We start from the raw sequence: 24,200 nt of genomic DNA on the forward strand, positions 1-24,200 counted from the left end.
CTACGCGATGTATTCCAGAGGTGGCAGAATGAAATTAGCGCGGCCAGGACTTAAGCGTATGCAAGTCCAGCAACGTAAACCTCCCCCCATCCTGCCATCCACCTGTATCGATGTAGTAAACATTCCCAAGCTGCGCAGGCTTGCGTAGCGTCATATGCCCATGGACCACCGCACGGACATTGCGGACAGGCTGGGAATACTGCATTCGATAGCGGTCTACGGACCATAGGCAGGCATCCACATCCTCCGGACTGAAACTAGCGCCATGAATGGCCTGCCAATCGTCATAGGGAAAGTCGGCGTGAACCATACCGACCACGCCACTTGGCGTTTCCACCTCGATAGCCAGCGGCAAAGCGCTCAAGCAGGCCGCAATGCGTTCACGAACACCAGCAACGCAAGCATCCAACCATCCACCGCCGTGGACGCGATGATCAACGGCCGGAATCGGATTGCCCATCGCCCGTCGCCACGTCATCAGGTCGTGATTCCCACAGACTGCGTGAAACCACGGGCGCTCCAACCATTTCAGAACATCGGCCGATTCAGGGCCTCGGTCTACAAGGTCCCCTACGGAAAACAATCGGTCCTTTTCTGGCGAGAACCTTACGGCAGCCAGCGCGACCTCAAGCCGACCAAAATGACCGTGGATGTCACCCACCGCAAAATCACGGCCGCGGGCATTCAATTGAAAGCGCCGGACCCGGACATTACCGGACGTCATTCCAAGGTTCCATATAGCTCCCTAACGACTTGTCATGCATGCCCCATGATACTTGGCTCTTCACGACAGCGTGACACGTAATCCGCTGACCCTAGTGCCATCACTTCGAATGCGAAGCCAACAGCGTGAGCATGCTCACATCGTTGGTAATTTTCCACAAAATTTCTCCCTGTCCACCGACGCTTCAGACGCCGAAATCAGAGCACATCTCTGACCACGCCTAAGCCCATGATTTCTAGGTTTATTTTTCTTGATCGCTTCATCGCAAGAAAACCAATGTGCCATATCTTGGCATTTGGCGATGCCTAATCTTGGTTTTCATAGACACCGTATTTTGGTCTTTAAAATCAACGACTTAAGTTTGACAACCATGCCTTCACGGTAAAGACTGGCATTACCTACGGTGAACTTGTGAGGCATATGAATGACTACTGGAGAATATTTGTTGGGACGGTTTGGACCGTTGATGAGCATCGTTGACGTCGCCACCTTGCTAGGTCGATCTCCCGATGGCGTCCGCGTGGCGCTTTATACCGATACAGAATTTTCACGCAAGCTGAAACCAGCCATGCTGCGGGTCGGCCGCCGCGTTTATTTTCGGACGTTGCAGGTCACGGAAGCCCTGAATCTGGAACAGCCGGCAGACGATGAAATCACGCCCGCAGAGGCCGCTACGCGAGGGCCTCGCGCATGAGTCGACAAAGAACCATCAACGACCAGATATGGCGCTCAAATCGCCTGTCAGGCTGCACGGTCGAAGACCGCTATGCGCTGTTCTACTTCCTGACCTCGCCATTCAGCAATGTCATCGGCGCCTATGAAATCGTCATTCGCGTTGCAGCCTCAGAAATGGGCTGGGACCCTGATTCACAACTAATGCCAGTGATGCGTCGTCTCATCGATGCTGGCATCTTGGATTTTGACCCGCAGGCGAATTACATCTGGATCAAAGATTGGTGGGACCACAACTCCGCCAAGATGGCAGTGGCAACGACCCTTAGGAAAAAGACACTCGAGCAAATAGCGGCACTGCCCCAAGGCTGGCGTGACGCTTACGTGAATGACTTTATCGATCGACTGCCTACTGAGGATCCGCTGCGCAATACGGTAGCCAAAGCCCTTGGATACGGTCCATATAGGCTATCGACACCCTATGCGGGACCCGACGACGGCCGGACGTCCATTCCGGCCGAACCAAAAGACATCCATAGAAATCAATCAATTAGCAACGGGCATACCCCAGCGACAGCCTATCTGGAGGGTATGGGCAGGGGGCCGGGTAACACTACTACTAACACTAACCCTATCTATAACCCTACTACTACAACGAGAACCGACGACGGTCTTCAGTACCCTACCGCGCTGGTCCCCGCTGAGAAACTGTCGATCCAAAACTTGCTTACCGACGTCCAATCAGTTGATGCGCAAGCATTGCTTGACGAGCTGGACGGAGCCATCAAGACACCCGGAACCATCAGAAAGACAAAGGTCGCCTATTTCAAAGGAATCCTTGAACGCCACCGCACAGGGGGATTCGTGCCGTCTGCTGGCATCCCGATAGCAACCAGAAGGGAACGCCTGGCAGCGACCCAAGATATGTCGCGTGCTTCGGAATCAGCACCACTCAGCAAAGCTGAATCTCAAGCCCGGCTTCAAGAAATCAAAGCCCAACTGGAGCTGCACACGAGGATGCCGAAATGACGCGCAAGACCACACTCAGCATCCGCCTGGATGGTGATCTGAAGCAGCGTTGGCAGGCACTTTGTCTTCGACAAGGCAGCACGCCCAGCGACGGCCTGCGGCAGATCATTGTCCGCCTTCTCAACGGTTCGGCAACGGACACTTCGCCCACTCCATCAACACATGAGCAGCCCGACACTTCGCGTCGCCGCTTGGAACTCCGCCTGACTGAGACGGAATATGCCCGTATCGAAGCACTAGCCTTGCAGCAGGGCATGTCAGCCAATCGCTGGGTCATCCACTTGATACGGGCCAATCTCAGTGGCGAACCGCAGTTCGGCATGACAGAGCTACGGACGCTCGGCGAATCGAATTCGAGGTTGCTCGCCATCGGCCGCAACCTGAACCAGATCGCCCGACATATGAACGCGGGACGCGCACTGGAGACGGTGGTGACCGCTGAGCGTATCGACACACTGACCCGTCATATCAAAACCCACACCGCGCGGGTGGCAGACATCATGCGCGCCAACATTGACCGCTGGAGGCTGGAATGAGTCTGGTCATTGACGGAATTTTGAAGGACTGGGGCGAACGCATCTATACCAAGCCCGTCACCAGCCAAGGCGTAAAGCGCACGGTGACGCGATCACGCACTTCGCCACCCTCTAAGCCTCTGCTGCTGACCGGCAGCGCTCGAGTCCGTGACAAGTTGATGCTGACCACTGGCAAAGCGCCCGAAGTCATGGTGAAGATCTCCGGCGGCGGCAAAGGCATCGCGCAGGTGAAAGCGCACCTCGACTACATATCGCGCAACGGCCTGGTAGCGTTGGAGAACGAAGACGGTGAAATCATCCTTGGCCGTGAGGCAGTGCAGGACGTGCGCGACGAATGGAAAAGCGGCCAGTACGGGTTGCCTGATAACGGCTCGCGCCGCGAAACGTTCAATATCGTGCTGTCCATGCCACCCGGCACCGACCGCCGCGGAGTCAATGACGCTATCCGTGCATTCGCAAAAACGGAGTTCGGCGCCAACCACGCGTATGTCTTCGCCATCCATGACGATGAAGCCCATCCCCACGGCCACCTTTGCGTTAAGGCGCTGGGTCTCGACGGCAGCCGGCTCAACCCACGAAAAGCGGACCTGCAACGCTGGCGGGAGCGCTTCGCCGAGGCGCTGCGCGAACAAGGCATCGAAGCCAACGCGACGCCGCGTAGGGCACGGTCTAACACGCACACTACGGTCAAGCAGGCGACGCGACATGCCGCCAAGCGTGACAAGAGCACCAAAGCGGCCGAGCGGGAACAACGCGGACTTTCTGGCGTTTCACGTGCCATCAGGAATGGCTACGGGCACATTGCGAAAGCCTTGGCTGCTGGTGACATAGAGGACAAATCGCTTGCCCTGGAAATTGTCCGGTTCCTTGATCCCTCGAAGGACAAGGCGCTACAGGTCCCACAGCGTAGCCAGAGCAGCACAGAAGTGGCCAAGGACGCCCATCGACTGGATGGGACCAACCATCCAGACACTGGCGACCTGAGCCGTTGATTGATTGCGCAAGAAGGACCATAAGATGGCTTTACGCTACGACGCCCTGCAAGACTACTGCGATGATCCAGCGCGCACTGGTGACGTACAGGTCATTCTGTATGCGCACTACTGGAAGGGCTTTGCCTTGGCCGTGCAGGACGGCACTACAGAGCACCGCGTCATGGACGACAAGGGCCGACCGTACCGGTTCCGAACAGTAGAAATGGCCTTGGCGGAACTGGCGAACATCTCGTACCTGTCGGACCGCATCATCATTGACCGTCGCACGTGGTGGCCGTAATCGGGAAACTACTTTGCATTAACCGTAAGTACAATCAACTTCGGTTGTACCTTTAACCACAACGAACGTTGCACCGCCCCAAGGACGCCTAGCGTACCGGGCGCCGACCCGAAAAGAAGGGTTCCGACCGCCGAGAGTAGATCGGCCGCTTAGTCGCCCCAAGAACGCTTTGTCGTACTGGGCGCGGTCCCTGAACAGACCGACAGACCGGACAGCACGGTCCTACGTTCGCCCTCAACCTCTCAGGAGTGGCGAACATGAAGAAACTATCAGCCTCTTGCATTCTGGCCGTCGGCATTGCCGCGTCGTCGGCCGCCTTCGCACAAATCCCCGTGACAGATGGCGCCTCCATCGCCAAGAGCGTGGAAAACCAGATCGAAACGATGGCGAAGTGGAAGATGCAATACGACCAGATGGTCAGCCAGATTGATCAGATGAAGCAGCAATACGCTGCGGTCACTGGCGCGCGCGGCATGGGCGAACTGTTCAACAACGCGCAGCTGCGTGACTACCTGCCGCAAGACTGGCAAGGGGTCTATGACAGCGTGAAATCAGGCGGCTATGCCGGTCTGAGCGGGCGGGCTGAATCCATCTACAACGACAACAAGGCATATGACGCATGCGCCGGCTTTACCTCGAACGAGCAGCGCATGAACTGCGAAGCGCAGGCTGTCAAAGGCGCGCAAGACAAAGCGTTTGCGCTCGACGCCTACGATGCGGCGAAAAACCGCCTTAGCCAAATCGACCTGTTGATGCAGCAGATCAACCGGACACAGGACCCGAAAGCCATTGCCGAACTGCAGGGTCGAATCGCGGCCGAGCAGGCCATGATTCAGAACGAGCAGACCAAGCTACAGATGTACCAGATGGTCGCGGCAGCCGAAGATCGATTGCAGGAACAGCGGCAACGTGAAATCAACGCGAAAGTGCTGGCGAATCGTGAATACACGAAGCATCAGCCTTTCAAACTGTTGGATAAATAAGAGGAGACAAGCCCATGATTTCCTACATTCACGTCCCTGTTTTGGCAATTTGCTTTTTCACGCTCCTTTTCATGCGGCGGTGGTGGCAGTGCATTGACCGCCTTGGGTTCACGCGTGAAGTCGGCCGTCGCGCGCCTTCGCTTGTTCAAGGTGACATTCTGGCTGCAACGTTCGCCATCCTCCCCTTCCTGATCGCAGCGGTGGACTGGTCCGGGGTTGTCCTGCCCGGCCAATCAGTGCCGACGTCGTCATGGATGGCCGTCGTGCTCTCGCTGTCCTGCCTCGGTGGCTGCGTGTTCGTTCTGCGCGACTCGGGCGGGCGATTCGCAGGTAGCTGGGCGGGCACGCGTGAAAGCGCGCTGCGGACAGTTGCGGCGCTACGCATCATCGACGCGGCCGAGCTCGCCCATGCGCTAGGCGTATTGCAACAGCATGAGGGCCGAGACACCGGCGGCCGAACCATCGAAGTCAACGCACGGGAGATGCGGAAATGAAAAGGACCGTTCTCTCTCTATTTGTCGCGACAGCGCTCGCCGGCTGCGATCAGGCCACGACGGTCCAAACCGTGGATTGGTACAAAGCGCACGATGCCGAGCGCACTGCGATGGTTTCCAAGTGCCGGAATAACCCTGGCGAGTCGGACGCATCACCGAACTGCATAAATGCCATCACCGCCCAGAACCATCTAACGGTTGGGAAGCGCGGATACACAAAGCATGAGCCAATCAATGTGCTCGAAGGGGGCAAATAGTGGCTATTGAATCTAATATCTTTGAATGGATGGGCGAAAGCATCGACATGACGCTGAACGCGTTTGTTCAGGTGACGTCGGGCAATGTCATTTCCATGTTCACCGAAATCTTCATCTACGGTGGCATGCTGACGTTCGTGATGATGGGCTTCGCCATCATCTTCGGATACGTAGAAGCGCCGGCCTCAAACTTCATGAAGACTTGCGGGAAGTTCATTGTCATAGGCGGCTTGGCAATGAGCGCCCCGACATACCTATCGTGGGTTGTCGAGGCATTGCGCGGCCTGGAAACGGGCGTCGCTGACGCCTTCTCGGCATCCGGCAGCAGTACATCCGCAACCTCGGTTTATCAGGTGCTCGATAAGGCGGTGTCCGATGGTTTCCAGATCGGCGGCGATATGCTCGACAAGATGGGAAAACGGCGCTGGTATGAGATTGGCATGGTGTTTTGGGACCTGCTTAACGCCCTAATCATCTACGCCGCCACGCTCATCATTGCCATTCCGGCGGGGGCAATGGTGATCGTGGCCAAAATCATGCTCACTCTCATGCTTGGCATCGGTCCGTTCTTCATCGCCATGCTGATGTTCCCCGTCACCGCGAAATGGTTTGATAGCTGGTTTGGCCAAGTGATGACCTACATCATGCAAATCGCCTTGGTGACAACGGTTCTCGGCATGGGCATGAAGTTTTTCAGTGCACTTACGGCCAAAGTTTTGGCCGTCACCACTGACCATCCTATTGCCACAATGCTTGAAATCCTGATCGTCACGGGCGTCACCTTGTTCTTGCTGCAACGCGCATATGAGGCAGCATCGCACCTGGCCGGAGGCGTGTCCTCGGCGGGTATCACGCTTAGGCAAGTCAGCCAGGCCGCCGCATCCCCCGTTACTCAAGTTCTGAACCGTCAAACAACTCGCCGCGACATGCAAAGCGGCATGATGGTCACCGGGGGCCGGCTCAATCATCTCGCAGCAGGCAACACAATGTGGAACCCAGCGTACCGGCAACACGTCTTGCAGAACATGGGCAAAAACTGGGGGCCGGCTACAGGCGGCTCAGTCAAAGGCGAATAGCCTGCCATCTGTCCCTGCATTGGCCTCGCTTTCAGCGAGGCCCTTTCATTTCTAGCGGCGAAACTCCGCGCTTCGCTTGGGCAACCTCTTCGGTTGCATCCCGCGTCCGATCTTGCCGGACTGGCTGCCGGGGCAGGCCCGGCGGCTTCGCCTTGTCCCTACCCCTTGCCACAGGCTGCACGGCCTCCAGACGGGTCAAGGGTAAAGGCTGCGCCCGGTATCCTCACCCGTTCCCTACGCTCCGCTTCGGGCTGCGGCTTCCGGTCCCGCCCTTGACACCTCTTCCAGCCAAACGGCGTCAGTAGCGGTGCTATCAGGCGGATGACGGGTCAAGGGGTTGGTGCGGCCCGCAGCCCACAGGGCGAGGACACGGCCCCTTGACGCGGCAGGAGCGCCCCACGCTATGCCCGGGGGCAGGAGTTCCGGGCCAAGGGCCCGCAACCCCTGCTCCCGAGGCTCCCGCCGGCGAGGGTGGAGAGTCCAGAGAGGCAAAGCCTCTTTGGAAACTACGGCTAGTGCGCAGCCGATATTGGCGTCCATAGCAGGTAAAACAAGACAATTTCAGCGCACCACCTCTGTGGCTGCGCGTACTTAAACCAAATTACCCATACTTCTTGTAAGATCGAGTTACCTACGGCAAGGAGACACCATGGCTGGCAAGGGTAAATGCAGGCAACAGCCCCAAAAAACCATATCGGATATCGAACGCAGCCGCCGGCAATCGGCAGTTAACTATGCGCGGGCCTCCGTCGGTTTAGAAGGTTTCTCGCTCAGTGAAGCAGATGAGGCCCACGCTCAGCGTTTCGTTGATGGTCAGATAAGCCTGCAAGAGTTCGTGCAGCCGCGCGCTGACGCATTAGCACTCCCAAAGTCTTCGTCATGACGAAGAAATTTAGGATTTGGGGACTAGTGCAGGATAGGCTGTCGCCGGCTAACGTAGTACACACGCAACTGAAAACTAGGCTAAGGCTTGTTCTAGCTCCCTACTGTCTTTCAAAGCTACTCATTCAGCCCCCAGCCATTTCGAGAGTTTGTATTCATCAATTAAACGCCGCATCGAAATTTCTACCTAAAAAGGAGTAAACATGGCCACGCAAAGAAAAGCATGTGTTGTCTACACCGAGGGTTTGAAGGGAGCAGTTCCTACTGTTACCGAGGAACTTCAAAAAAAGGGATTTGATGTATGTGTGTCTGCTGCGGATCTAGAGATAGCAGAGGCAGCGCAAGCAGGAAATCTCGAAAACGTAAATGCCGAAGTAAAAGAATGCATTGCTAATGCAGAAATTTGCATCTTCTTGATTCCTCAAAAGACCCCAGAGAGCATAACTGGGGCGGCTGAGTGTGCAAGAGCATCAGGAGGAAAGATTATTGCTGTTGTGGAGGACGTCAAATCCATTCCTCAAATTTTTGACGAATTAGCCACAGCACTGGTGTGTGTTGGCAGCCCACAGCTACCTGAAGCGTTAGGCGGTGAAGAAATATGGGAAGCACCCAAGCAATCTCCCGAGGGACGCAAAATCGCCCGCGTCAAATGCCAATGAACGCCATGCCAAGAATTTATTCGTACAAACTGTCAAGGGACTTTGGGTTCGCGCCCAACCCGTTTCATGGCGTCTGCACACTTGCAACCTGCAAACCACAAATTAGGGAAGGAGCACAGGTCGGAGATTTAGTTTTTGGCTTTGGCAGTAAAGCGCTAAATCTCGAAGAAAGAATGATTTTCGCCATGCGAGTCACCGCGAAGCTAAGTTTTCAACAGTACTGGGATGATCCGCGCTTCTCAGTTAAAAAGGCAAGCTTTTCTTCAAGCAAAGCTGCTGCTTTTGGCGACAACATTTACCATCTTGATAGAGGCCAATGGATCCAAGAAGATTCGCATCACAGTCTTGAAGGCGGCGAATTAAATAAAGCCAACTTCGATAGAGATCTTGGCTCTGAAAATGTTCTTGTGAGTAATGACTTTGTGTACTGGGGAGCAGGGGCCCCCCCAATACCGGATCATCTCAGAGTCCTTGATGGGGACGACCTATATCCCAATGGAAGGTTTTTTCGTTCCAGATATTCAGAAGTATTTAGAAGTGAAGTAGCTCGTTGGTTTGCAAATCTTCCCGAAAGGGGAAACCTTGGCCGTCCAACCTGCTGGTAAATAGACCTCTACACAAATCTGCGTATTTTTGACAAGCCTACCCATCAGAACTTCCATTTCTAAAAATTTCTATCATCGTCAAGCCTAAAAAGAAAACCAATTTAAAGCCGAGCCATCTCTTAACCAGCCGGCACTGCTGATGCAAAACCTTTCTTATAAGAGAGATTTTTATGCCTAGGCTTTCTCCTCAGCCCGAACCACTGTCAATCACCGATTACGTGGCAAAGGCTTTTTCGACCAATCAATTCAAGCAAGACCAAGATGGTTTTCAAAAGATCATATTTGGCTATTTTGGTGAGATTGGTGGGCTTCTTTCTGCCATAAAAAAAACGGGGCGAGACAAACTTGCCTCCACCGAGGCGGAGCTAGCAGGTGAAGAACTAGGTGACGCACTTTGGTATTTAATAAACATCGCAAATTTTTTGAACATCGATGGAGATCAGGTAGGTGAACAATGCATCAAGATTCTGCGAGAAAGAGGCCAAGAGTCTTTGCAACAGGCAGTCAAGCCAGTAACTTTTCGGCATATAGATAGCCTACTTGAGATTCGTCGCACACCAGGATCGCTTGATAGGTCACTTCAGCTTGGTTGCCTTGCATACCAGGCAGGGTTGATGGCAAAAAATAAATTATCCGATTATCAAAAAATGCCTGATCCAACTCATATAGAACATGTGGGCATGCACCTCGCAGAACTTGCCATTGCATGCGCAAGTTTCAATTTGAGGCTAGAAGATGTTGCCAGGAATAATATAAAAAAAATAAAGAGCCGATGGCCGGGAGAAGAGAGAAGTTACCCAGCACCATTTGACGAAGGATTCGCGGAACACGAACGTTTCCCTCCAGAGATAAAAATAAGCTTCATCGAACGAGGCACCCGTGAAAGCGGCCATGTGGTTCAAAGTCTTAATGATGTTTTTATTGGTGATCGCCTAACCGATAACAGCAATGAACCTGATGACTACCGGTTTCACGACGTTTTTCATCTCGCTTATTTGGCGTTTTTGGGATGGTCTCCGGTCCTTCGTGGATTACTAAAAAGAAAGCGAAAATCCAATCCACGAGTTGATGAGAACGAGGATGGAGCCCGTGCAATGATTATTGAGGAAGGCATTGCTACGTGGATTTTCAATCACGCAAAAGAAAGGAGCTTTTATACTGGCGATAAAAGCCGAGGCTTGGATTATGCTCTGCTAAAGCAGATCAGCAGCATGGTACAAGGTTACGAAGTTGAAAAATGCCAGCTTTGGCAATGGGAACAGGCTATAATGGAGGGTTTCGACGTTTTTCGTCAGCTACAAGAGCATCGAGGGGGCGTCGTGACCGTGGATGTCCGCAACCATGTGATGACCTTCACCGCTCCTAACAAGGCTTGTTCTCCATGACTCCCACTGCCTTCGTGAATGCATTATCCGAACTTAAGCTGGATAACGTATTTAACCCCTATTCAGATGTTTGTGCTGTTCACGACCGAGCGGACGCTGCCTTCGCTCGCCGTCGCAACTTAAAGGGATATCTCAAAGCCGCAGTAAGTATGGGTGTAGACACCATATGGATGGGACGCGACCTCGGCTACCGTGGAGGCCGTCGTACTGGCTTGGCGCTTACGGACGAGTTCCATCTTCCTGAAATGACTCAGCGTTATCCAGGCACGAACTTCAAGCAGGCTACGCTCGGCCCTGCCGTGGCCGAGAGAACCGCCTCTGAAATTTGGTCGGTTCTTCGATCTCTAACTTTGCCACCACTCTTATGGAATGTTTTTCCCTTCCATCCACACGAACCAAATAATCCATTCTCCAATCGCAAGTTTACGGCCCGAGAGCTTTTGCTCGTTGATGACCTTAACGAAAAACTAATTAAGTGGCTCAATATCCGCAGGATAGTGGCTATCGGACAAGATGCATCGCAGTATTCAAGCCGCTTTGGGCTTGAAGTTATAACTATTCGTCACCCAAGCTATGGTGGCGTAACGGACTTTCGTAATGGAATGAGCGAGCTGTATGACATTCCTTGCCAATACTTCAAGTCTAAGAGGGATCAAGGCGTACTTTTCTAATTTTGTTAGGTCCTCCCCAAGACTAGTAGCCCCAACGAGTTCGCAATACGTGTATAGCCTCGCAGATGTACTGTGCCGAAATTTAGGTACAGTACAGGTACAGTGATCAGTTCTCACCAATTCAGCTAAAATACGCTAACCTACTGATTTGAAACTGGTTTTACCTATTTCAACCTACGCTAGAATTCGCCCCGTTTCCCTGTAGAAACACTGTAAATCACCGACTCAAAATCCCCCGCCGCAAGGCGTGCCGGTTCGATTCCGGCCCCGGGCACCACAGATTCCATGCGTGTGGCGCATTAAAGCGCTCATCGCTGCGCATTCTCCTTCGACACCTTGTTGTCCACGACGCTGGCCTGACCAAGCTGCTGGCCGAACTCCGCTTCCCGATCGTGTCAGCGTTCGAGAACCACGGCCGCATATCGCGTTCACCACCAAAACCCCATAAGACACACGTCGAACTCACACGCGTCCTTGCAGAGCGCGGCATGGACATTGGTGACGCAGGTCGTTCTTACCCGTCAAGAAAACGCCCCACAACATTCATCATTCCGTCACCCGCCCTCCCTAAGCTTCCCGCTTTTCCTCAAGGGCAGCAAAGATGGCGCACGACAAACAAGACGGCAAACCTCGGATTGCCAACAATCTTCCCGCACTACCCATTGCCGCGGACCCGCGCCGTCGCAGTCTGCTCAAGGCCGGGTTCGGCGCCACCCTCCTGCCCGTAGGGGGATCGCTGCTGCTGTCAGCCTGCTCCAGCGACGATGACGATGACCCCGCCGCGCCCGAGACCCCCGGCACGCAGCCGCAGCCCCAACCCGAACCGCAACCCCAACCCGTCAACATTTCCAGCTTCGCGGTCGCAGTACTGCCGGACACCCAGTTCTACTCCCGCTACGCCACCGATGCCGAAAACCAGCAGTTCATGCGCAAGTACGGCAGCGAGCCGTTCAAGGCGCAGACGCAGTGGGTGGCCGATCATTCCAAATCGCTGGGGATCCCCTTCCTGATCCATCTGGGCGACGTGGTCGATCAGCAAAGCAAGCCGGATCAGTGGAAGGTGGCCGGTGCGGCCATGAAGATTCTGGAAGACGCCAAGGTGCCGTACTCGATCCTGGCCGGCAATCACGACGTGATCCTGGATCGCGATTACGTCGACGCCAGCAGCCAGGCCAGCGCCACGGACGCGCAGCGCAATCTGGCCAATGAGCCCTATCTGCAGACCTTCAGCGCCGATCGCGCCTCGAAGCAGGCGACGTTTGGCGGGCGTGATCCGAGCGGGTTTCACGAGTACCACGTGTTCGAGGCCGAAGGCCAGAAGTTCATGGTGCTCTCGCTGTCGTGGCGCATTTCCGACGCGGCGCTGGCGTGGGCCAACCAGGTGATCCGCGCGAACCCGTCGTTGCCGGTGATCCTGGTGAACCACCAGTTGCTGAACATCGACAAGGATGGCGTCACGCCGCTGGAAGTGCCCTACGGGCTGATGCTGTGGGACAAGCTGATCCGCGACAACGATCAGATCTTCATGACGCTCAACGGCCATTATCACGGCGCGGCGCATCTGACCAAGACCAACGCGTTTGGCAATGCGGTTGAAGAAATGGTGGTGGACTACCAGATGGCCTATCAGGGCGGCAACGGCCTGATGCGCTTGTATGAATTCGACCTCAGCAACAACGAGATTCGGGTGCTGTCGTTCTCGCCGTGGGTGCCGCAAAAGCCCAAGGACACGCTCAATACGTTCGATCAGGCCATCCTGACCGGCGCGAACGAGCAGTTCACCATCAAGATGGACTTCGCCAAGCGGTTCGGCGGGTTCAACAAGGAATTCAAGGCCGCCACGCCCAGCCACACCGCGCTGATCGACCAGGCCCGCGCGTTGATCCTGGCCAACTACACGGACCCCGTCGCCGCAGAGCAAAAGCCTGCGGCCGATCCGGACGACTATCCGCAGGTGACGGGCACGCTGGCGCACTGGCGCTTCTTTGGCGGCGCCAATGGTCAGCCGGTGCCGGTGGGCGAGGTGATTGCGGACCGCACGGGGCTGAACCCGATGCGCCGCGCGCCGCTCAATATCGACGGCGTGGCCGGTGCGCAAGTGGGCGACGTGGTCTGGTCGGATGATCACCACTACCTGTCGGCGGCGCCGGGCTCGGTGCGGTTTCTGAACACCGACAAGAACACGGCCCGCATGAGCTACTTCACGACGGACGCCGCTGCCATCATCAACGGCCAAACCGCGCCCAATGGTTACACGGTGGAAGCCTTCATCAAGATCGACCGCGATTGGGTGGCGTCCAAGCATGCGTGGATGAACATCATGACGCGCGACGGCAAGCGCGGTGATCTGACAGGATTTACCGGGGGAGACCCGGAGTCGCCGCCGCTGCTGTTCGCAATTTCGAGCCTGCGCGAAATCCAATGGGAAGTCGTGCCCGATGTGTCGGGCACGCGCGGCGCCAAGGCCAACTGGTCTGGAGAGATCATTCCCGACAAGTGGATGCACGTGGCAGTGGTGAACGACGACACCACGCACGAAACCATTCTGTACGTGGAAGGCGCGCCGGTGCTGCGCAATACGTCGGACGCGCCGGGCCTGGCGACGCTGGCTGCCAATATGCCTTGGGTGATCGGCGCGGGTTCGTGGGATGGCGCGCGAGCCGATGGCTTCTTTGGCAGCGTGGGTGAAGTGCGTATTGTCGATCGGGCGCTCCAGCCGATCGACTGGCTGACCGCGCGTCGGCGTTGATCGGTGCACGCGCCGCGGTCGGCCCCTGCCGAGGCGCGTGAGTGCATGACTGCATGAGCGCGTTGGTTTTCAACGTCGGTTGCTCTCGGTTCCATTTGAGCACCGCGGAAAACGCCTACCCGTCTGGCTTGATATCAGGTGGTACTTAAACCCGCATCCGCTAACGCGCTGCGGGTTTTTCTTCGTCTGGGATAATCCACGAGCCCTCGACCGTCAGATCCGTCAGAAGCGCGAAACGACGCGACGGTAGACCGGTGTCGAAACCATGATCATGTCCGTCGAATCCCTACTCGTGACCATCGCGCATGGGATTCAGCAGCGTTTGAATACCTAAGCCCCTATGCCTCTGAAGACCTGGATTTCCCGCTTGCAGACCACGCCCTGCAGTTTGCTTGCCGCATTGGCCTTCTGCGTCTGCCTGCCCGCCAGTGCCACGCAGCCCCCGCCACCAGACGCCGTCCAGCCGCCAACCCTAGTATGGGGCGCCGTTCCCAGCGCGGATCTCTACCTGCTGGTGGCCAGCCCGCGTCTCAGCAAGCCCGAGCTGCAACAACTGGTGGCCGACAAGATCGGTCGTGGCATTGGCGATAACCAAACCATCAACCAGGTCTGGAGCAATGTGCCGGAACCCATCCAGCTGTGGCTTTCGATCGACCCCGCGCGGCTTCGGGAAGCCAAGCTGTCCACGGCTCAGGCATTGGAGGCGCTGGCTTCCAAACTGGGGATTTCCGCCCAGTCCGCCCAGGGCGTCCGCCCGCCCCACGCGTGGATCTATTCCGGCGCGACACGCGAGAAGTTCGAAGCCTGGAGCGATTCGCCCCCACGGCTCGCCGACGGCACCGTCGTCAACCCATCGGAATGGGCGACATTGGCATACCTGCAATCCCCGGAATCCTGGGAAGCCTGGAACAAGGTTGGGTTAAGCCTTACGGTGTCCGCAGAGGCACGCCGCGATTCGTTGGAGAACGTCGTCAGCGAACGGCTGAAAGCCCTAGCGTCCCATCTGCCCGATGACGTGTCGGTATTGATCCTGCCGGCGGGTCGCGGATTGAATGAAGCCGACGGGATATTCGTCACGGTCGAGCGCGACGAGTAGCCCCTCAACTGGTGCTCCTGCCTCCCCTGCGTGCGCGCAGACCAGGGGAGCAATCAAGCTGCCGCACCTTTACCGCTAGAATTCCGTCGCAGACAGGCTGGGCATCACGATCCGGCCAACCGACGGAAAGCTTTATTGGCGCAGGAGGTTCAATGGCAATCAAGGCCGTGGCATTCGACGTATTCGGAACCTTGGTCAACATCGATCGGCCAACCCGTCCGTTCCGCAAGCTGGTCCGCCTGCTGCACGAAGCGGGCCGCCCGCGCCAACGCGACGACGGCATTCGGGCGATGAGCAGTGCGATCGACCTGCGGCAGGCTGCCCGTTTGTTTGGCGGAATGATCAGCGAAGATGCGCTGAGCGCACTCGAAGCCGAGCTGCGAGCAGAGATTGAATCCATCACGTTGTTCCCGGACGCCGCGCCCACGTTGCTGGCACTGAAGGCGCGCGGCATCAAGGTGGCGCTGTGTTCCAACCTGGCGGCGCCGTACGGCCCGCCCGTCCTGGACTTGCTGCCGTTTCAGCCGGACTTTTGCGCTTGGTCGTACGAGGCCGGGGCAGTGAAGCCGCAGCCTGAGATCTATCAGTATCTGTGCGAGGGCATTGCTTGCCAGCCCGATGAAGTCCTGATGATCGGCGACACCATCGAGGCCGACATGATCGGGCCTCGGAAGTTCGGCATGCACGGGTATCACCTGGACCGGCACGCGGCAATATCGAATTCGGCAGAGTCCGTACGTTCGCTGAGCGATGTGCTTACGCTGATGGCCGCGCGCCATTGACGCCAGGCCGTCCGAATAAGAAGGCGGCCCTATCCGCCCCGGCGCCGCCAGGCCCACCAGACCGCCCCGATCGGCGCAAAGATCGCCAACCACGACACCCCGTCCCACACCCCATCGCCCAGCAGCGCCGACACCAGCCCCACCACCGAGGCCACGCCTAGCCAGATCGGCGCGCGGAACACCTCGCCCGCCGTTTGCAGGTTCTCGGTCCGCGCGCCGCGCGCATCAACGTTCTTGCTCATTGCGCTGCCCCTTGCCGATCACCCTGCCGCAGCGCGCCGGCGGTCTCAGCGGCATCGGGGGCCAACGGTTTCGAAGCCGTTGCCGCCTTGGGCTTGCGCAGCCATAGATACAGTCCGCTACCCAGCACCACGATTGCAAAGAGATCCAGCACCGCCCAAAGAATCTTGAGCGGCAGGCCGCCGTAATCCCCAAAGTGCAGCGGCTGCGAAAGGAACAGGGTCTTTACGTACCAGGGCATCTCTCGCGTGTCGGTCAGCTCGCCGTTAGTGGCGTCCACCAGCGCGGGCTTTAGCAGGCGCGAGGTCACGGGTGTGTTGCCCTTCATGAAGAACGTGTAGTGATGCGGGCTGGAAAACATCGTCCCCGGAAACGCGACGAGGCTCACCGCCATGTCCGGCACGGCGGCGCGTGCTGTGCGGATGGAAGCTTCCAGATGCGCGGGCTGCCTGACGGGCGGCAGGCCGCGGAACGGCGCGGTCATCTCCGCCATCTGGTCCATCTGCCAGAGGCTAAGCACGACTCGGTTCAGCGTATTGATGCTGCCCGTGATGCCAACAACCAGCAGCCACACCACGGTGACAATGCCCAGCAGGTTATGCCAGTCCAGCCATTTGACGCGGGTGCTGCGCTGGGTGCGCAGCGCGCCGAATTTCAGGCGGCGCATGAAGGGGTAATACAGCACCACACCGGACACGATCGCGACCACCATCAAGAGGCCCATCGCACCCAGGAACAGCATCCCTGGCAAGCCGGCGAACATGTCGGTATGCAGCTTGAGCATGACGTACATGAAGCCTTCGTCGGTGGCCGGTTCGTCCAGGACCTTGGCCGTGCGCGAGTCGATGACGACGGCATTGTTTTCCTCAGGCGGCGCGTCGACGGCGCTGGCCATGGAAACATACGTGATGTTGGGGTGCTCGTCCTGATCCCAGAACATATAGCGGATGACTTCGCCCGGGCGGCGCTCCAGCGCGGTCTGGGCGATCTGGTCCATGCTGGCGTTGGGCGTGCCGGCGGGCATGGGCGGCGCTTCGACGACGCCCGACAGGTGCTCGATCTCTTCGTGGAAGATCAGGGGTAGTCCGGTCAGGCACAGCAGCAGCATGAAGACCGTGCAGACCAGACTGCTCCACTTGTGTATCCAGGACCAGGCTTGCGTGGACATCTCAGCTTCCTTAGAAGGCGATGCTGGTCGAGAACGTGTAGGTGCGCGGCGAGCCCACGAACAGGTAGCCTGCCGTGGCGGTGCCCCAGTAGTTCCGGTTGAACAGGTTCTCGACGTTGAAGCGGAAGGTGACGGGCGTGCCGCTGATCTTGGTCTCGTAGCGCGCGCCGGCGTCAACGCGGGTCCAGCTTGGTACCGACAAGGTGTTGTCCGCGTTGGCATACGTCCTGTCGGTGTAGATGACGCGGCCCAACACCGTCAGACCCGGGACGAACGGGGTGTCCCACTCGGCGCCCAAGTTGAATTGCCAGTCGGGCACGCCAACGGCCTTGTTGCCCTGCAGGCCGGGGGTGGTGGCCTTGTTGATGACGGCGTCGATGTAGCTGATGCCGCCCAACAGGCGCACGCCCTTCGCGACTTCGCCGGCAAAGCTGGCTTCGACGCCGCGGTTGCGCTGTTCGCCGAATTCGCCAAAGGTGTTGCCCGAGATGCCGGAGCTGGGGCGTGTCAGCTCAAAGAGCGCGACAGTGGCCAGCATGTCGTCGTTCAGGTTGTACTTGACGCCCAGTTCCTTTTGCTTGGACTTGAACGGCGACAGGGTTTCGCCTGGATTGGTGATAGCCGCGCTGGTGGGCGCGGTGTCGCCTTGCGATAGGCCTTCGACGTAGCTGGCGTAGACCGACAGATCCGGCCGCACCTTGAAGACGACGCCGGCCAGCGGCGTGGTGGCGCTCTTGTCATAGCGCGGACCGCTGGGCTCACCGTTGGCGAAGTTGTAGTTCTGGCCCTGCACGTTCTGGCGGCGCGCGCCCAGCGTCAGTTGCAGCCGGTCGTCCATGAAACCCAGGGTGTCTGCCAGCGCGTAGCTGGTCAGCTTGGTGCTCTGGTAGCGGTTAAGCGGATTGCTGATGCCGGAGATGGACGGCGTGTCGAAGATGTTGCCGGCGTAGATATTGGAATTGCCCGGCGGGAAACCGGTGTAGAAACCCAGATCGGACTTCTGGTCCAGCAACGTGTAGCTGAAGGCGACCTTGTGGCTCACGGGGCCGGTCTTGAAGTTACTGCGCAGGCCGGCTTCGGTGGACTTGCTGTCCACCGTCATCCGTTGCCAGCCGCCGAAGAAGGAGTAATCGCCCTGCGTGTTCTGCAGCACGGGGTTGGCGGCAAAGGCGTCCCAGTCCAGCTTGCGCTGGCCGTAGCCTGCGTAGGCAGTCAGGTAGTCGGTGATGTCGTATTCGATCTTGAACACGCCGGCGGTATTGCGCCCGTCGCTCCAGCCCAGGCCAGGATACGGATTCTTGTTGCTAGGCGCCTCGGGAATCGAGGTCAGGTCCGCGCCAAGCTGAAACTGGCGCACGACGTTGTCGATGCGTTCCTTCTGCCAGATCAGGTCCAGGGAGGACCGCAGCTTTTCACCGCGATAGTCGAGCGCGACCGACCCCAGCGCTTCGCGTGTCGACTGGTCCTTGATTGGCGTGTCGCCGTCGCGCAGCATCCCGTTCACGCGGATGCCAAACGCGTTGTCGGGACCGAAGCGGCGTCCCACGTCGGCATGCACGCCAAAGACGGAGTCCGACATGACCGAGCCCGTGACCCGGGTGATGGGCTCATCGGTGGCGCGTTTGGGCACCAGATTGACGACGCCCCCCACGCTGCCGCCCGGCGTCATGCCGAAGAGCGCCGCCGACGGTCCCTTGATGATCTCCACGCGTTCCAGGGTCTCGACCGGTGCGCGCCAATAGGGCGTCAGGCCGAACATGCCGTTGAACGCGAAGTCTGCGGTCGGCACATTGAAGCCGCGGATGGTGAGGTCTTCGTTGATGTTGGACCGGGCACTGCTCATGCGCACGGACGGATCCATGGTGGCCACGTCGGCGACCGACCGGGCCTGCTCGTTCTCGATCGTCTGGGCGGTATAGCTGGTGACGCTGAACGGGGTGTCCATGACGGACGTGTTGCCCAGAATGCCCATGCGGGCGCCGCCGCCGATCAGACCGCCGGCGATTGGCGCGGGCGCCTCGCCCAGGGCAACGGGCGCGCTGGTCACCGTAACGGTGGGCAGGACGGTGATCGCGGCCGGCGCCTGCGTCTGCGCCGATACCGAGGCGGCGTAGAGCGCGGCGCTGCCCGCCAACGCCTGTTTCACCGCCAGGGCGACGCCCTTCTGCCTGCCTTGACGGCCATTCGATGCTTTACCCACAGCCCCACCCCATGCGTTCTTTTATATAAAACGCGCATGATAAGCATTCTTATTACATATCGCCACGGGGGTTTGTCTGGATGTGGTGCGGACGCATCAATGTCGCGAAATCCGGATCTCATCCGCCACCGCCAATCGCTTGATGTCCATACCAAAAGTTGTCCATACCAAAGCGCGGGGCACCGTCAAATAATGGCCGCATGACCGCTCAAAAGGCCTAATCCGCCGCCAGATCCCGCGGCTTGAAGCGCCTGGCAGCCCGCGCATCGGGCGGACTGCCGCGCGTTTCCCCTTCCTGCGGAGCGCCGAGGCCGATAGCCGGCGGGCTACCGCAGCACACGCCGGTGGCGCGGCGTCCAGCCCTGCCGCCTTCTCCGAGCCCCTCCCCGACATTTCTCTCCAGCCCCGATCCGCCCGCCGCCAACTGCCAGGTGCGCTCGCCGCAAGGCGCGCCCGCGGGCTGGGGCTGCCTTTGTCCGGCCAGACCGGCCATCCATCACAAGGAGCCATCGACAAACCATTTAGTGGCAATCACACGGTTCTAGCTAACGCTTACCCAATCAGTTGGAGGACATTGTCATGTCAGGAAAGAACAACAACACCCCACGGGTGGACAACCCGGGCGAAGAAGACCAAGGCGGGCCGGCCAACGGCAAGTCCGCTTCCGGGGCGCCCGAGAACCCGGACTCTGACGCCGCCGGACTCGAAGCGCTGGGCCAAGAGGCGGAACAACAAGCCGTATTTGCCGAAGCGGGCGTATCCAATGATCTGCTGGCGCTGCGGGACGCGATCGAGGCGCAGTTGCTGACCGCGTCCGGCGAATTCCGGACGCTTTCGGATGCTGGCTCTTCCGAAGGCATCGTCGGGGTCGGCATAGGATTGCCGGACCCCACCAATGTCACATTCGGACCGGGCGGGCCCGGTGAGCCCGTGCTGACGATCTTCACCGAAAGCGCCATGCCGCAGGAGGCGGTGCTTGGCCAGGTGGCGCAGGCGGCAGGTACACGCGCCCTATCGAGTGTGCCGGTGCAGCAGGTGCCGGTGGGCGTGGTGGATGCGTATTCGCATCGCGCGCGGCATCGGCCCGCGCCTGCCGGCGTGTCGGTCGGTCACGTCAACGTCACAGCGGGTACGCTCGGAAGCCGGGCGATCGGGCTGACGGCGCCGTGGACCAATCGCCATCTGATCCTCAGCAACAACCACGTGCTGGCAAACTCCAACGTCGCCAGCGTGAACGACAGCATCATCCAGCCGGGGACGGCGGACGGTGGCCGGCATCCGGGCGATCAGATTGCCGTGCTGGCACGCTGGGTTCCCATTGCATTTGGCGGCGCGGCGAATTTTGTGGACGCCGCATTCGGCTGGGCGTGGCACGAGCGCATCCGCGGTGATCAATATTATTTATCGGGGGGCAGCGCCGCGTATTACAAAACCGGCACGGCGCCGCTTGCCGCGTCGCTGGGGCTGATCGTCGGCAAAAGCGGCCGTACCACGGGTCTGACTCAGGGCCGCGTGACACAGATTGGCGTGTCGGTTAACGTCAATTATGGCGGCGGCCGCGTCGCGCTGTTCCGTAATCAGATTGCCATTCAGTCCGTCAACGCCAACCCGTTCTCCGCGGGCGGCGATTCCGGTTCGCTGATCTGGCACTGGGCATCCGGGGTGCGACCCGTCGCTTTGCTGTTTGCGGGCGGCGGCGGCACGACGTTTGCCAATCCGATTGCGTCCGTGCTGTCCGCACTGAACATCAGGCTATTGCCCTGATTGACGTTCCGGCCGCCCTGCCCAACCAGGGCGGCCGCTTATCAAGCCATATCCGAAGCACGAGGAGTTGGAGCCATGAGCGACACACGAAAACCCGGACCCGACTTCTCCGGCTCAGGCGCCGTCGAATACAACCCGGATCAAACGCAGCCGGCCGGCGCCGCTGGTCAGATACTTGCCAGCGAGGAAGCAAGGCTGCTTGCCACGCCGGGCGTCGTCTCGGTGGGCGTCACCACGGGGCGCCCCGGCGAAGAAGCGCTTGCCGTGGGCGTGACGGACGCCAACGTCGCGGCGCGCCTGCCCCGCGAAATCAATGGCGTCCCGTTGGTGATTACAGTGACAGGACCGGTGGACGCGCAAGGGCAGCGCTAACGCCCACCCGGTAAGCAGCGCCGGCGTTTCAGCCCCCCGGGGTGCGGTCCACGTACACCAGCCCCGCAGCCGCCAGCTTTTCGCGCATGTCGTAAATATCCAGCCCCAGTTCCCCGGCGGCCAGCCGCTTGCGCTTGTCTGCCTCGTTGCGCAGTCGCGCGTCGCACGCATCGGCCACTTGCGCCGCCCGCGCACGCGGCACGATGCACACGCCGTCATCGTCGGCGATGACGACATCCCCGGGTTGCACCAGCGCCCCCGCGCACACGACCGGCACATTCACCGATCCCGGCGTTGCCTTGACCGTGCCCTTGGCCGATACGCACTTGGACCACACGGGAAATTGCATGTCCTTCAACGCGGCGACATCGCGGCAGCCCGCGTCGATCACCAGCCCTTGCACACCGCGAGCGCGCATGGAGGTGGCCAGCAGCTCTCCGAACATGCCGTCTTCATTGGACGACGCGCAGGCCACCACGACGATATCCCCGGGCCGGCAAAGTTCGATGGCGACGTGCAGCATCCAGTTGTCGCCCGGCTGCGCCAGCACCGTGATCGCACTGCCCGCGATGGATGCGCCAGCGTAGATGGGCCGCAGCGTGGGCTGCAACAGGCCCGTGCGTTGCTGCGCTTCATGCGCAGTGGCGACGCCTGCCGACGCCAGGCGTGCGATGACCGAGCTGTCCGCCCGCTCGATGTTCCTGACCGCGAGGCTCATGCCAACTCTCCGGTGACCTGCGGGAACACGCGCTGGTAGCCCTCGGCGTATTTAATCTTCAGGTTCGAGTTGCGCGACGCCTGCACGCCGCGTTGCAGGGCGACACGGGTGTAGTACTCCCACAGGTGTTCCTGCGCGGCCATGGTCTCGAAGGCCCGGCGCTTCTGGTCCCAGACTTCGGAGATATCGAGCAGCACTTCGGGCTTCCACTCGCACTGTTCGGGCTGATGCGGCTCAAAGAGGAATACGGGCGGTGCGCCCAGCACCGCTTGCTTCGGATGATGCCCATGCGCCTGCGCGATCACGCGCGCTTCCTGCGCCACGTGCGTCGCCAGCGGGTGGTCGAAGTTGTACGGGTCCTTCTGCGAATGCGTCAGCACGAACTCCGGCTGCAATTCGCGGTAGACGTCCACCAGCTCGAACAGCGCTTCGTCCGACACGCGCAAAGGATAGTCGCCGCAGTCCATGAAGCGGATGTCGGCGCCCAGGATGCCGGCGGCCAGACGCGCCTCGTCACGGCGGTCGGCCTTGACCCGCTCCAGCGTCATGCCAGGCTGCTTCCACAGCTTGGCCGATTCGCCGCGTTCGCCAAACGACAGGCACACCACGGTGATTTTCCAGCCGCGCTTGGCGTACAGCGCGATGGCGCCACCCGCGCGCCAGACGAAGTCCGCGGAGTGCGCGCTGACAACCAGCGCGTTCTTTTGCCGTTCCATTTCAGTTCCTTTATGCAGTGTTTCGCCCGCGGACCGCGCCGCGGCCCCGGGCTGGCGCAAAGGCCATCAATCGGCCTTGATGCCCGCGTCCTTGATGACCTTGGTCCATTTGGTGGTTTCAGCCGCCACGAATTCGCCAAACTGCTTGTCCGTTCCGGGCGTGACCACCGCGCCCATCTCGGCAAAGCGCTTCTTCACGTCGGGGTCGTTCAGCGCGGATTGCAGCGCGGCGTTGAGCTTTGCGGTGACGTCGGGCGGAAGATCCTTGGGGCCGATGAGTCCCCACCACACGGTGGCCATCGCGCCCGGCAGGCCTTGCGACACCACGGTGGGCACATCGGGCAGCATGCTCGCCGGCTCGTCGTCCAGCACGGCCAGCGCGCGCAGCTTGCCCGCCTTGACGTGTGAGACGACTTCCAGCGGATTGATCGACATGAAGGAGATCCGCTGCCCCAACAGATCCGTCACAGCGGGCGATCCGCCCTTGTACGGCACGTGCAGCGCCTTCATGCCGCTCTCGCGCTTGAGCAGTTCGCTGGCCAGATGGCCCGAGCTGCCATTGCCGGCCGACGCGTAGGTCAGCTTGTCCGGGTGCGCGCGGCCGTAGTCGGTCAGATCCTTCAAGGTCTTGAACGACGATTCGACGGGCACCACCACCGCCAGCGGCGCGTAACCGATCGCGCCCACCGGCGTGAAGTCGCGCGCGGGGTCAAAGGTCAGCTTGGAGAACAGCGCGCCGTTGGCGGCCAGCGTGTTCGATGCGGTCAGCAGCGTGTAGCCGTCCGCCGGGGCGCGCGCCACCGCGTCCATGCCGATGTTCGTCGCCGCGCCGGGGCGGTTGTCGACGATGATCGTCTGCTTCAGCGCGTCGCCCATTTTCTGGCTGACCAGGCGGGTGACGATGTCGACCCCGCCACCCGCGGCGTAAGGCACCACGATGCGGATCGGCTTGTCGGGATAGGCGCCCTGGGCGGCTGCCGGCAGCGGCGCCAGCATCGCGGCCATCAGGGCGCTTACTGCTGCGGCGGCGGCAAAGGTGCGGCGGGACCGGGACGGCGCGTAAGCCTTCATGGTTGTCTCCTGTGTCGTTATGCGTGTTGGTATGGGCGCATGATGCGCGGAGTACACTCATACCGTCCAATACCGT

Annotated in this window: 26 protein-coding genes; 19 read left to right on the forward strand and 7 right to left on the reverse strand. The window is 59.3% G+C overall.

What is annotated here, in order from left to right:
* Nucleotides 1–34 precede the first annotated feature (34 nt).
* On the reverse strand, nt 35–724 hold the full coding sequence (locus tag H4P35_RS24070) for a metallophosphoesterase (RefSeq protein WP_226847252.1): 690 nt from the start codon (nt 722–724) through the stop codon (nt 35–37).
* A gap of 466 nt (nt 725–1,190) precedes the next feature.
* Here H4P35_RS24070 and H4P35_RS24075 point away from each other — a divergent pair, with 466 nt between their 5' ends.
* The 17 genes from H4P35_RS24075 to H4P35_RS24155 all read left to right on the forward strand — a co-directional run bounded on the left by H4P35_RS24075 (nt 1,191) and on the right by H4P35_RS24155 (nt 15,875).
* Nucleotides 1,191–1,418, forward strand: coding sequence for a hypothetical protein (locus H4P35_RS24075; protein WP_226847253.1), 228 nt, complete (start codon nt 1,191–1,193; stop codon nt 1,416–1,418).
* Nucleotides 1,415–2,425, forward strand: coding sequence for a hypothetical protein (locus H4P35_RS24080; RefSeq protein WP_226847254.1), 1,011 nt, complete (start codon nt 1,415–1,417; stop codon nt 2,423–2,425). Before H4P35_RS24075 ends, H4P35_RS24080 begins: the two co-directional genes overlap by 4 nt.
* On the forward strand, nt 2,422–2,961 hold the full coding sequence (mobC, locus tag H4P35_RS24085) for a plasmid mobilization relaxosome protein MobC (protein ID WP_226847255.1): 540 nt from the start codon (nt 2,422–2,424) through the stop codon (nt 2,959–2,961). Before H4P35_RS24080 ends, mobC begins: the two co-directional genes overlap by 4 nt.
* The gene (locus tag H4P35_RS24090) at nt 2,958–3,953 is read left to right on the forward strand and encodes a relaxase/mobilization nuclease domain-containing protein (protein WP_226847256.1); all 996 of its coding nucleotides are present in this window, start codon (nt 2,958–2,960) and stop codon (nt 3,951–3,953) included. Before mobC ends, H4P35_RS24090 begins: the two co-directional genes overlap by 4 nt.
* A 25-nt stretch (nt 3,954–3,978) precedes the next feature.
* Nucleotides 3,979–4,236, forward strand: a complete 258-nt coding sequence (locus H4P35_RS24095) for a hypothetical protein (RefSeq protein WP_226847257.1) — start codon at nt 3,979–3,981, stop codon at nt 4,234–4,236.
* A gap of 257 nt (nt 4,237–4,493) precedes the next feature.
* Nucleotides 4,494–5,219 (forward strand): P-type DNA transfer protein VirB5, encoded by a 726-nt coding sequence (gene virB5, locus H4P35_RS24100; RefSeq protein ID WP_226847258.1) that lies wholly within the window; start codon nt 4,494–4,496, stop codon nt 5,217–5,219.
* 14 nt (nt 5,220–5,233) lie between these two features.
* Nucleotides 5,234–5,713: a hypothetical protein gene (locus H4P35_RS24105; RefSeq protein WP_226847259.1), complete on the forward strand. Its 480-nt coding sequence runs from the start codon at nt 5,234–5,236 to the stop codon at nt 5,711–5,713.
* Complete coding sequence (locus H4P35_RS24110; RefSeq protein ID WP_226847260.1) at nt 5,710–5,970, forward strand: EexN family lipoprotein; 261 nt, start codon at nt 5,710–5,712, stop codon at nt 5,968–5,970. The genes H4P35_RS24105 and H4P35_RS24110 overlap by 4 nt, the downstream gene beginning before the upstream one ends.
* On the forward strand, nt 5,970–7,046 hold the full coding sequence (locus H4P35_RS24115; protein WP_226847261.1) for a type IV secretion system protein: 1,077 nt from the start codon (nt 5,970–5,972) through the stop codon (nt 7,044–7,046). Before H4P35_RS24110 ends, H4P35_RS24115 begins: the two co-directional genes overlap by 1 nt.
* Before the next feature lie 649 nt (nt 7,047–7,695).
* Complete coding sequence (locus H4P35_RS24120; RefSeq protein WP_226847262.1) at nt 7,696–7,929, forward strand: antitoxin VbhA family protein; 234 nt, start codon at nt 7,696–7,698, stop codon at nt 7,927–7,929.
* A gap of 202 nt (nt 7,930–8,131) precedes the next feature.
* A complete protein-coding gene (locus H4P35_RS24125) occupies nt 8,132–8,587 on the forward strand; it encodes a hypothetical protein (RefSeq protein WP_226847263.1) in 456 nt (151 codons plus the stop codon).
* The gene (locus H4P35_RS24130; protein WP_226847265.1) at nt 8,584–9,192 is read left to right on the forward strand and encodes a hypothetical protein; all 609 of its coding nucleotides are present in this window, start codon (nt 8,584–8,586) and stop codon (nt 9,190–9,192) included. The genes H4P35_RS24125 and H4P35_RS24130 overlap by 4 nt, the downstream gene beginning before the upstream one ends.
* Nucleotides 9,193–9,362: 170 nt before the next feature.
* Entirely contained in the window at nt 9,363–10,577 is a 1,215-nt protein-coding gene (locus tag H4P35_RS24135) for a nucleoside triphosphate pyrophosphohydrolase family protein (protein WP_226847267.1), read from the forward strand.
* Complete coding sequence (locus H4P35_RS24140) at nt 10,574–11,248, forward strand: uracil-DNA glycosylase (protein WP_226847268.1); 675 nt, start codon at nt 10,574–10,576, stop codon at nt 11,246–11,248. The genes H4P35_RS24135 and H4P35_RS24140 overlap by 4 nt, the downstream gene beginning before the upstream one ends.
* Nucleotides 11,249–11,849: 601 nt before the next feature.
* Complete coding sequence (locus tag H4P35_RS24145) at nt 11,850–13,997, forward strand: LamG-like jellyroll fold domain-containing protein (protein WP_226847270.1); 2,148 nt, start codon at nt 11,850–11,852, stop codon at nt 13,995–13,997.
* 367 nt (nt 13,998–14,364) lie between these two features.
* A complete protein-coding gene (locus H4P35_RS24150; protein WP_226847272.1) occupies nt 14,365–15,093 on the forward strand; it encodes a hypothetical protein in 729 nt (242 codons plus the stop codon).
* Between the two features lie 152 nt (nt 15,094–15,245).
* Nucleotides 15,246–15,875, forward strand: coding sequence for an HAD family hydrolase (locus H4P35_RS24155; RefSeq protein WP_226847274.1), 630 nt, complete (start codon nt 15,246–15,248; stop codon nt 15,873–15,875).
* 29 nt (nt 15,876–15,904) lie between these two features.
* Here the strand turns inward: H4P35_RS24155 and H4P35_RS24160 are convergent, their stop codons facing one another.
* The 3 genes from H4P35_RS24160 to H4P35_RS24170 are packed head-to-tail and all read right to left on the reverse strand — an operon-like array spanning nt 15,905 to nt 19,483.
* A complete protein-coding gene (locus tag H4P35_RS24160; protein ID WP_226847276.1) occupies nt 15,905–16,117 on the reverse strand; it encodes a hypothetical protein in 213 nt (70 codons plus the stop codon).
* Complete coding sequence (locus tag H4P35_RS24165; protein WP_226847278.1) at nt 16,114–17,283, reverse strand: PepSY domain-containing protein; 1,170 nt, start codon at nt 17,281–17,283, stop codon at nt 16,114–16,116. Before H4P35_RS24165 ends, H4P35_RS24160 begins: the two co-directional genes overlap by 4 nt.
* A 10-nt stretch (nt 17,284–17,293) precedes the next feature.
* Complete coding sequence (locus H4P35_RS24170) at nt 17,294–19,483, reverse strand: TonB-dependent siderophore receptor (RefSeq protein ID WP_226847279.1); 2,190 nt, start codon at nt 19,481–19,483, stop codon at nt 17,294–17,296.
* A gap of 579 nt (nt 19,484–20,062) precedes the next feature.
* Between H4P35_RS24170 and H4P35_RS24175 the strand changes: the two genes are divergently transcribed.
* Both H4P35_RS24175 and H4P35_RS24180 read left to right on the forward strand, forming a co-directional pair.
* Complete coding sequence (locus tag H4P35_RS24175) at nt 20,063–21,247, forward strand: S1 family peptidase (RefSeq protein WP_218895224.1); 1,185 nt, start codon at nt 20,063–20,065, stop codon at nt 21,245–21,247.
* Nucleotides 21,248–21,322: 75 nt separating this feature from the next.
* Nucleotides 21,323–21,619, forward strand: a complete 297-nt coding sequence (locus tag H4P35_RS24180) for a hypothetical protein (RefSeq protein WP_180097539.1) — start codon at nt 21,323–21,325, stop codon at nt 21,617–21,619.
* 28 nt (nt 21,620–21,647) lie between these two features.
* Here the strand turns inward: H4P35_RS24180 and H4P35_RS24185 are convergent, their stop codons facing one another.
* The 3 genes from H4P35_RS24185 to H4P35_RS24195 form a co-directional block, all read right to left on the reverse strand.
* On the reverse strand, nt 21,648–22,337 hold the full coding sequence (locus H4P35_RS24185) for a 4-carboxy-4-hydroxy-2-oxoadipate aldolase/oxaloacetate decarboxylase (RefSeq protein ID WP_226847281.1): 690 nt from the start codon (nt 22,335–22,337) through the stop codon (nt 21,648–21,650).
* Nucleotides 22,334–23,053 carry a PIG-L deacetylase family protein gene (locus H4P35_RS24190; protein WP_175156163.1) on the reverse strand — a complete coding sequence of 240 codons (720 nt, stop codon included), beginning with the start codon at nt 23,051–23,053 and terminating at the stop codon, nt 22,334–22,336. The genes H4P35_RS24185 and H4P35_RS24190 overlap by 4 nt, the downstream gene beginning before the upstream one ends.
* A 66-nt stretch (nt 23,054–23,119) precedes the next feature.
* On the reverse strand, nt 23,120–24,124 hold the full coding sequence (locus H4P35_RS24195; RefSeq protein WP_226847282.1) for a tripartite tricarboxylate transporter substrate binding protein: 1,005 nt from the start codon (nt 24,122–24,124) through the stop codon (nt 23,120–23,122).
* Nucleotides 24,125–24,200 lie beyond the last annotated feature (76 nt).

It is taken from the genome of Achromobacter sp. 77 (assembly GCF_020541125.1).
GTDB lineage: Bacteria > Pseudomonadota > Gammaproteobacteria > Burkholderiales > Burkholderiaceae_B > Achromobacter > Achromobacter mucicolens.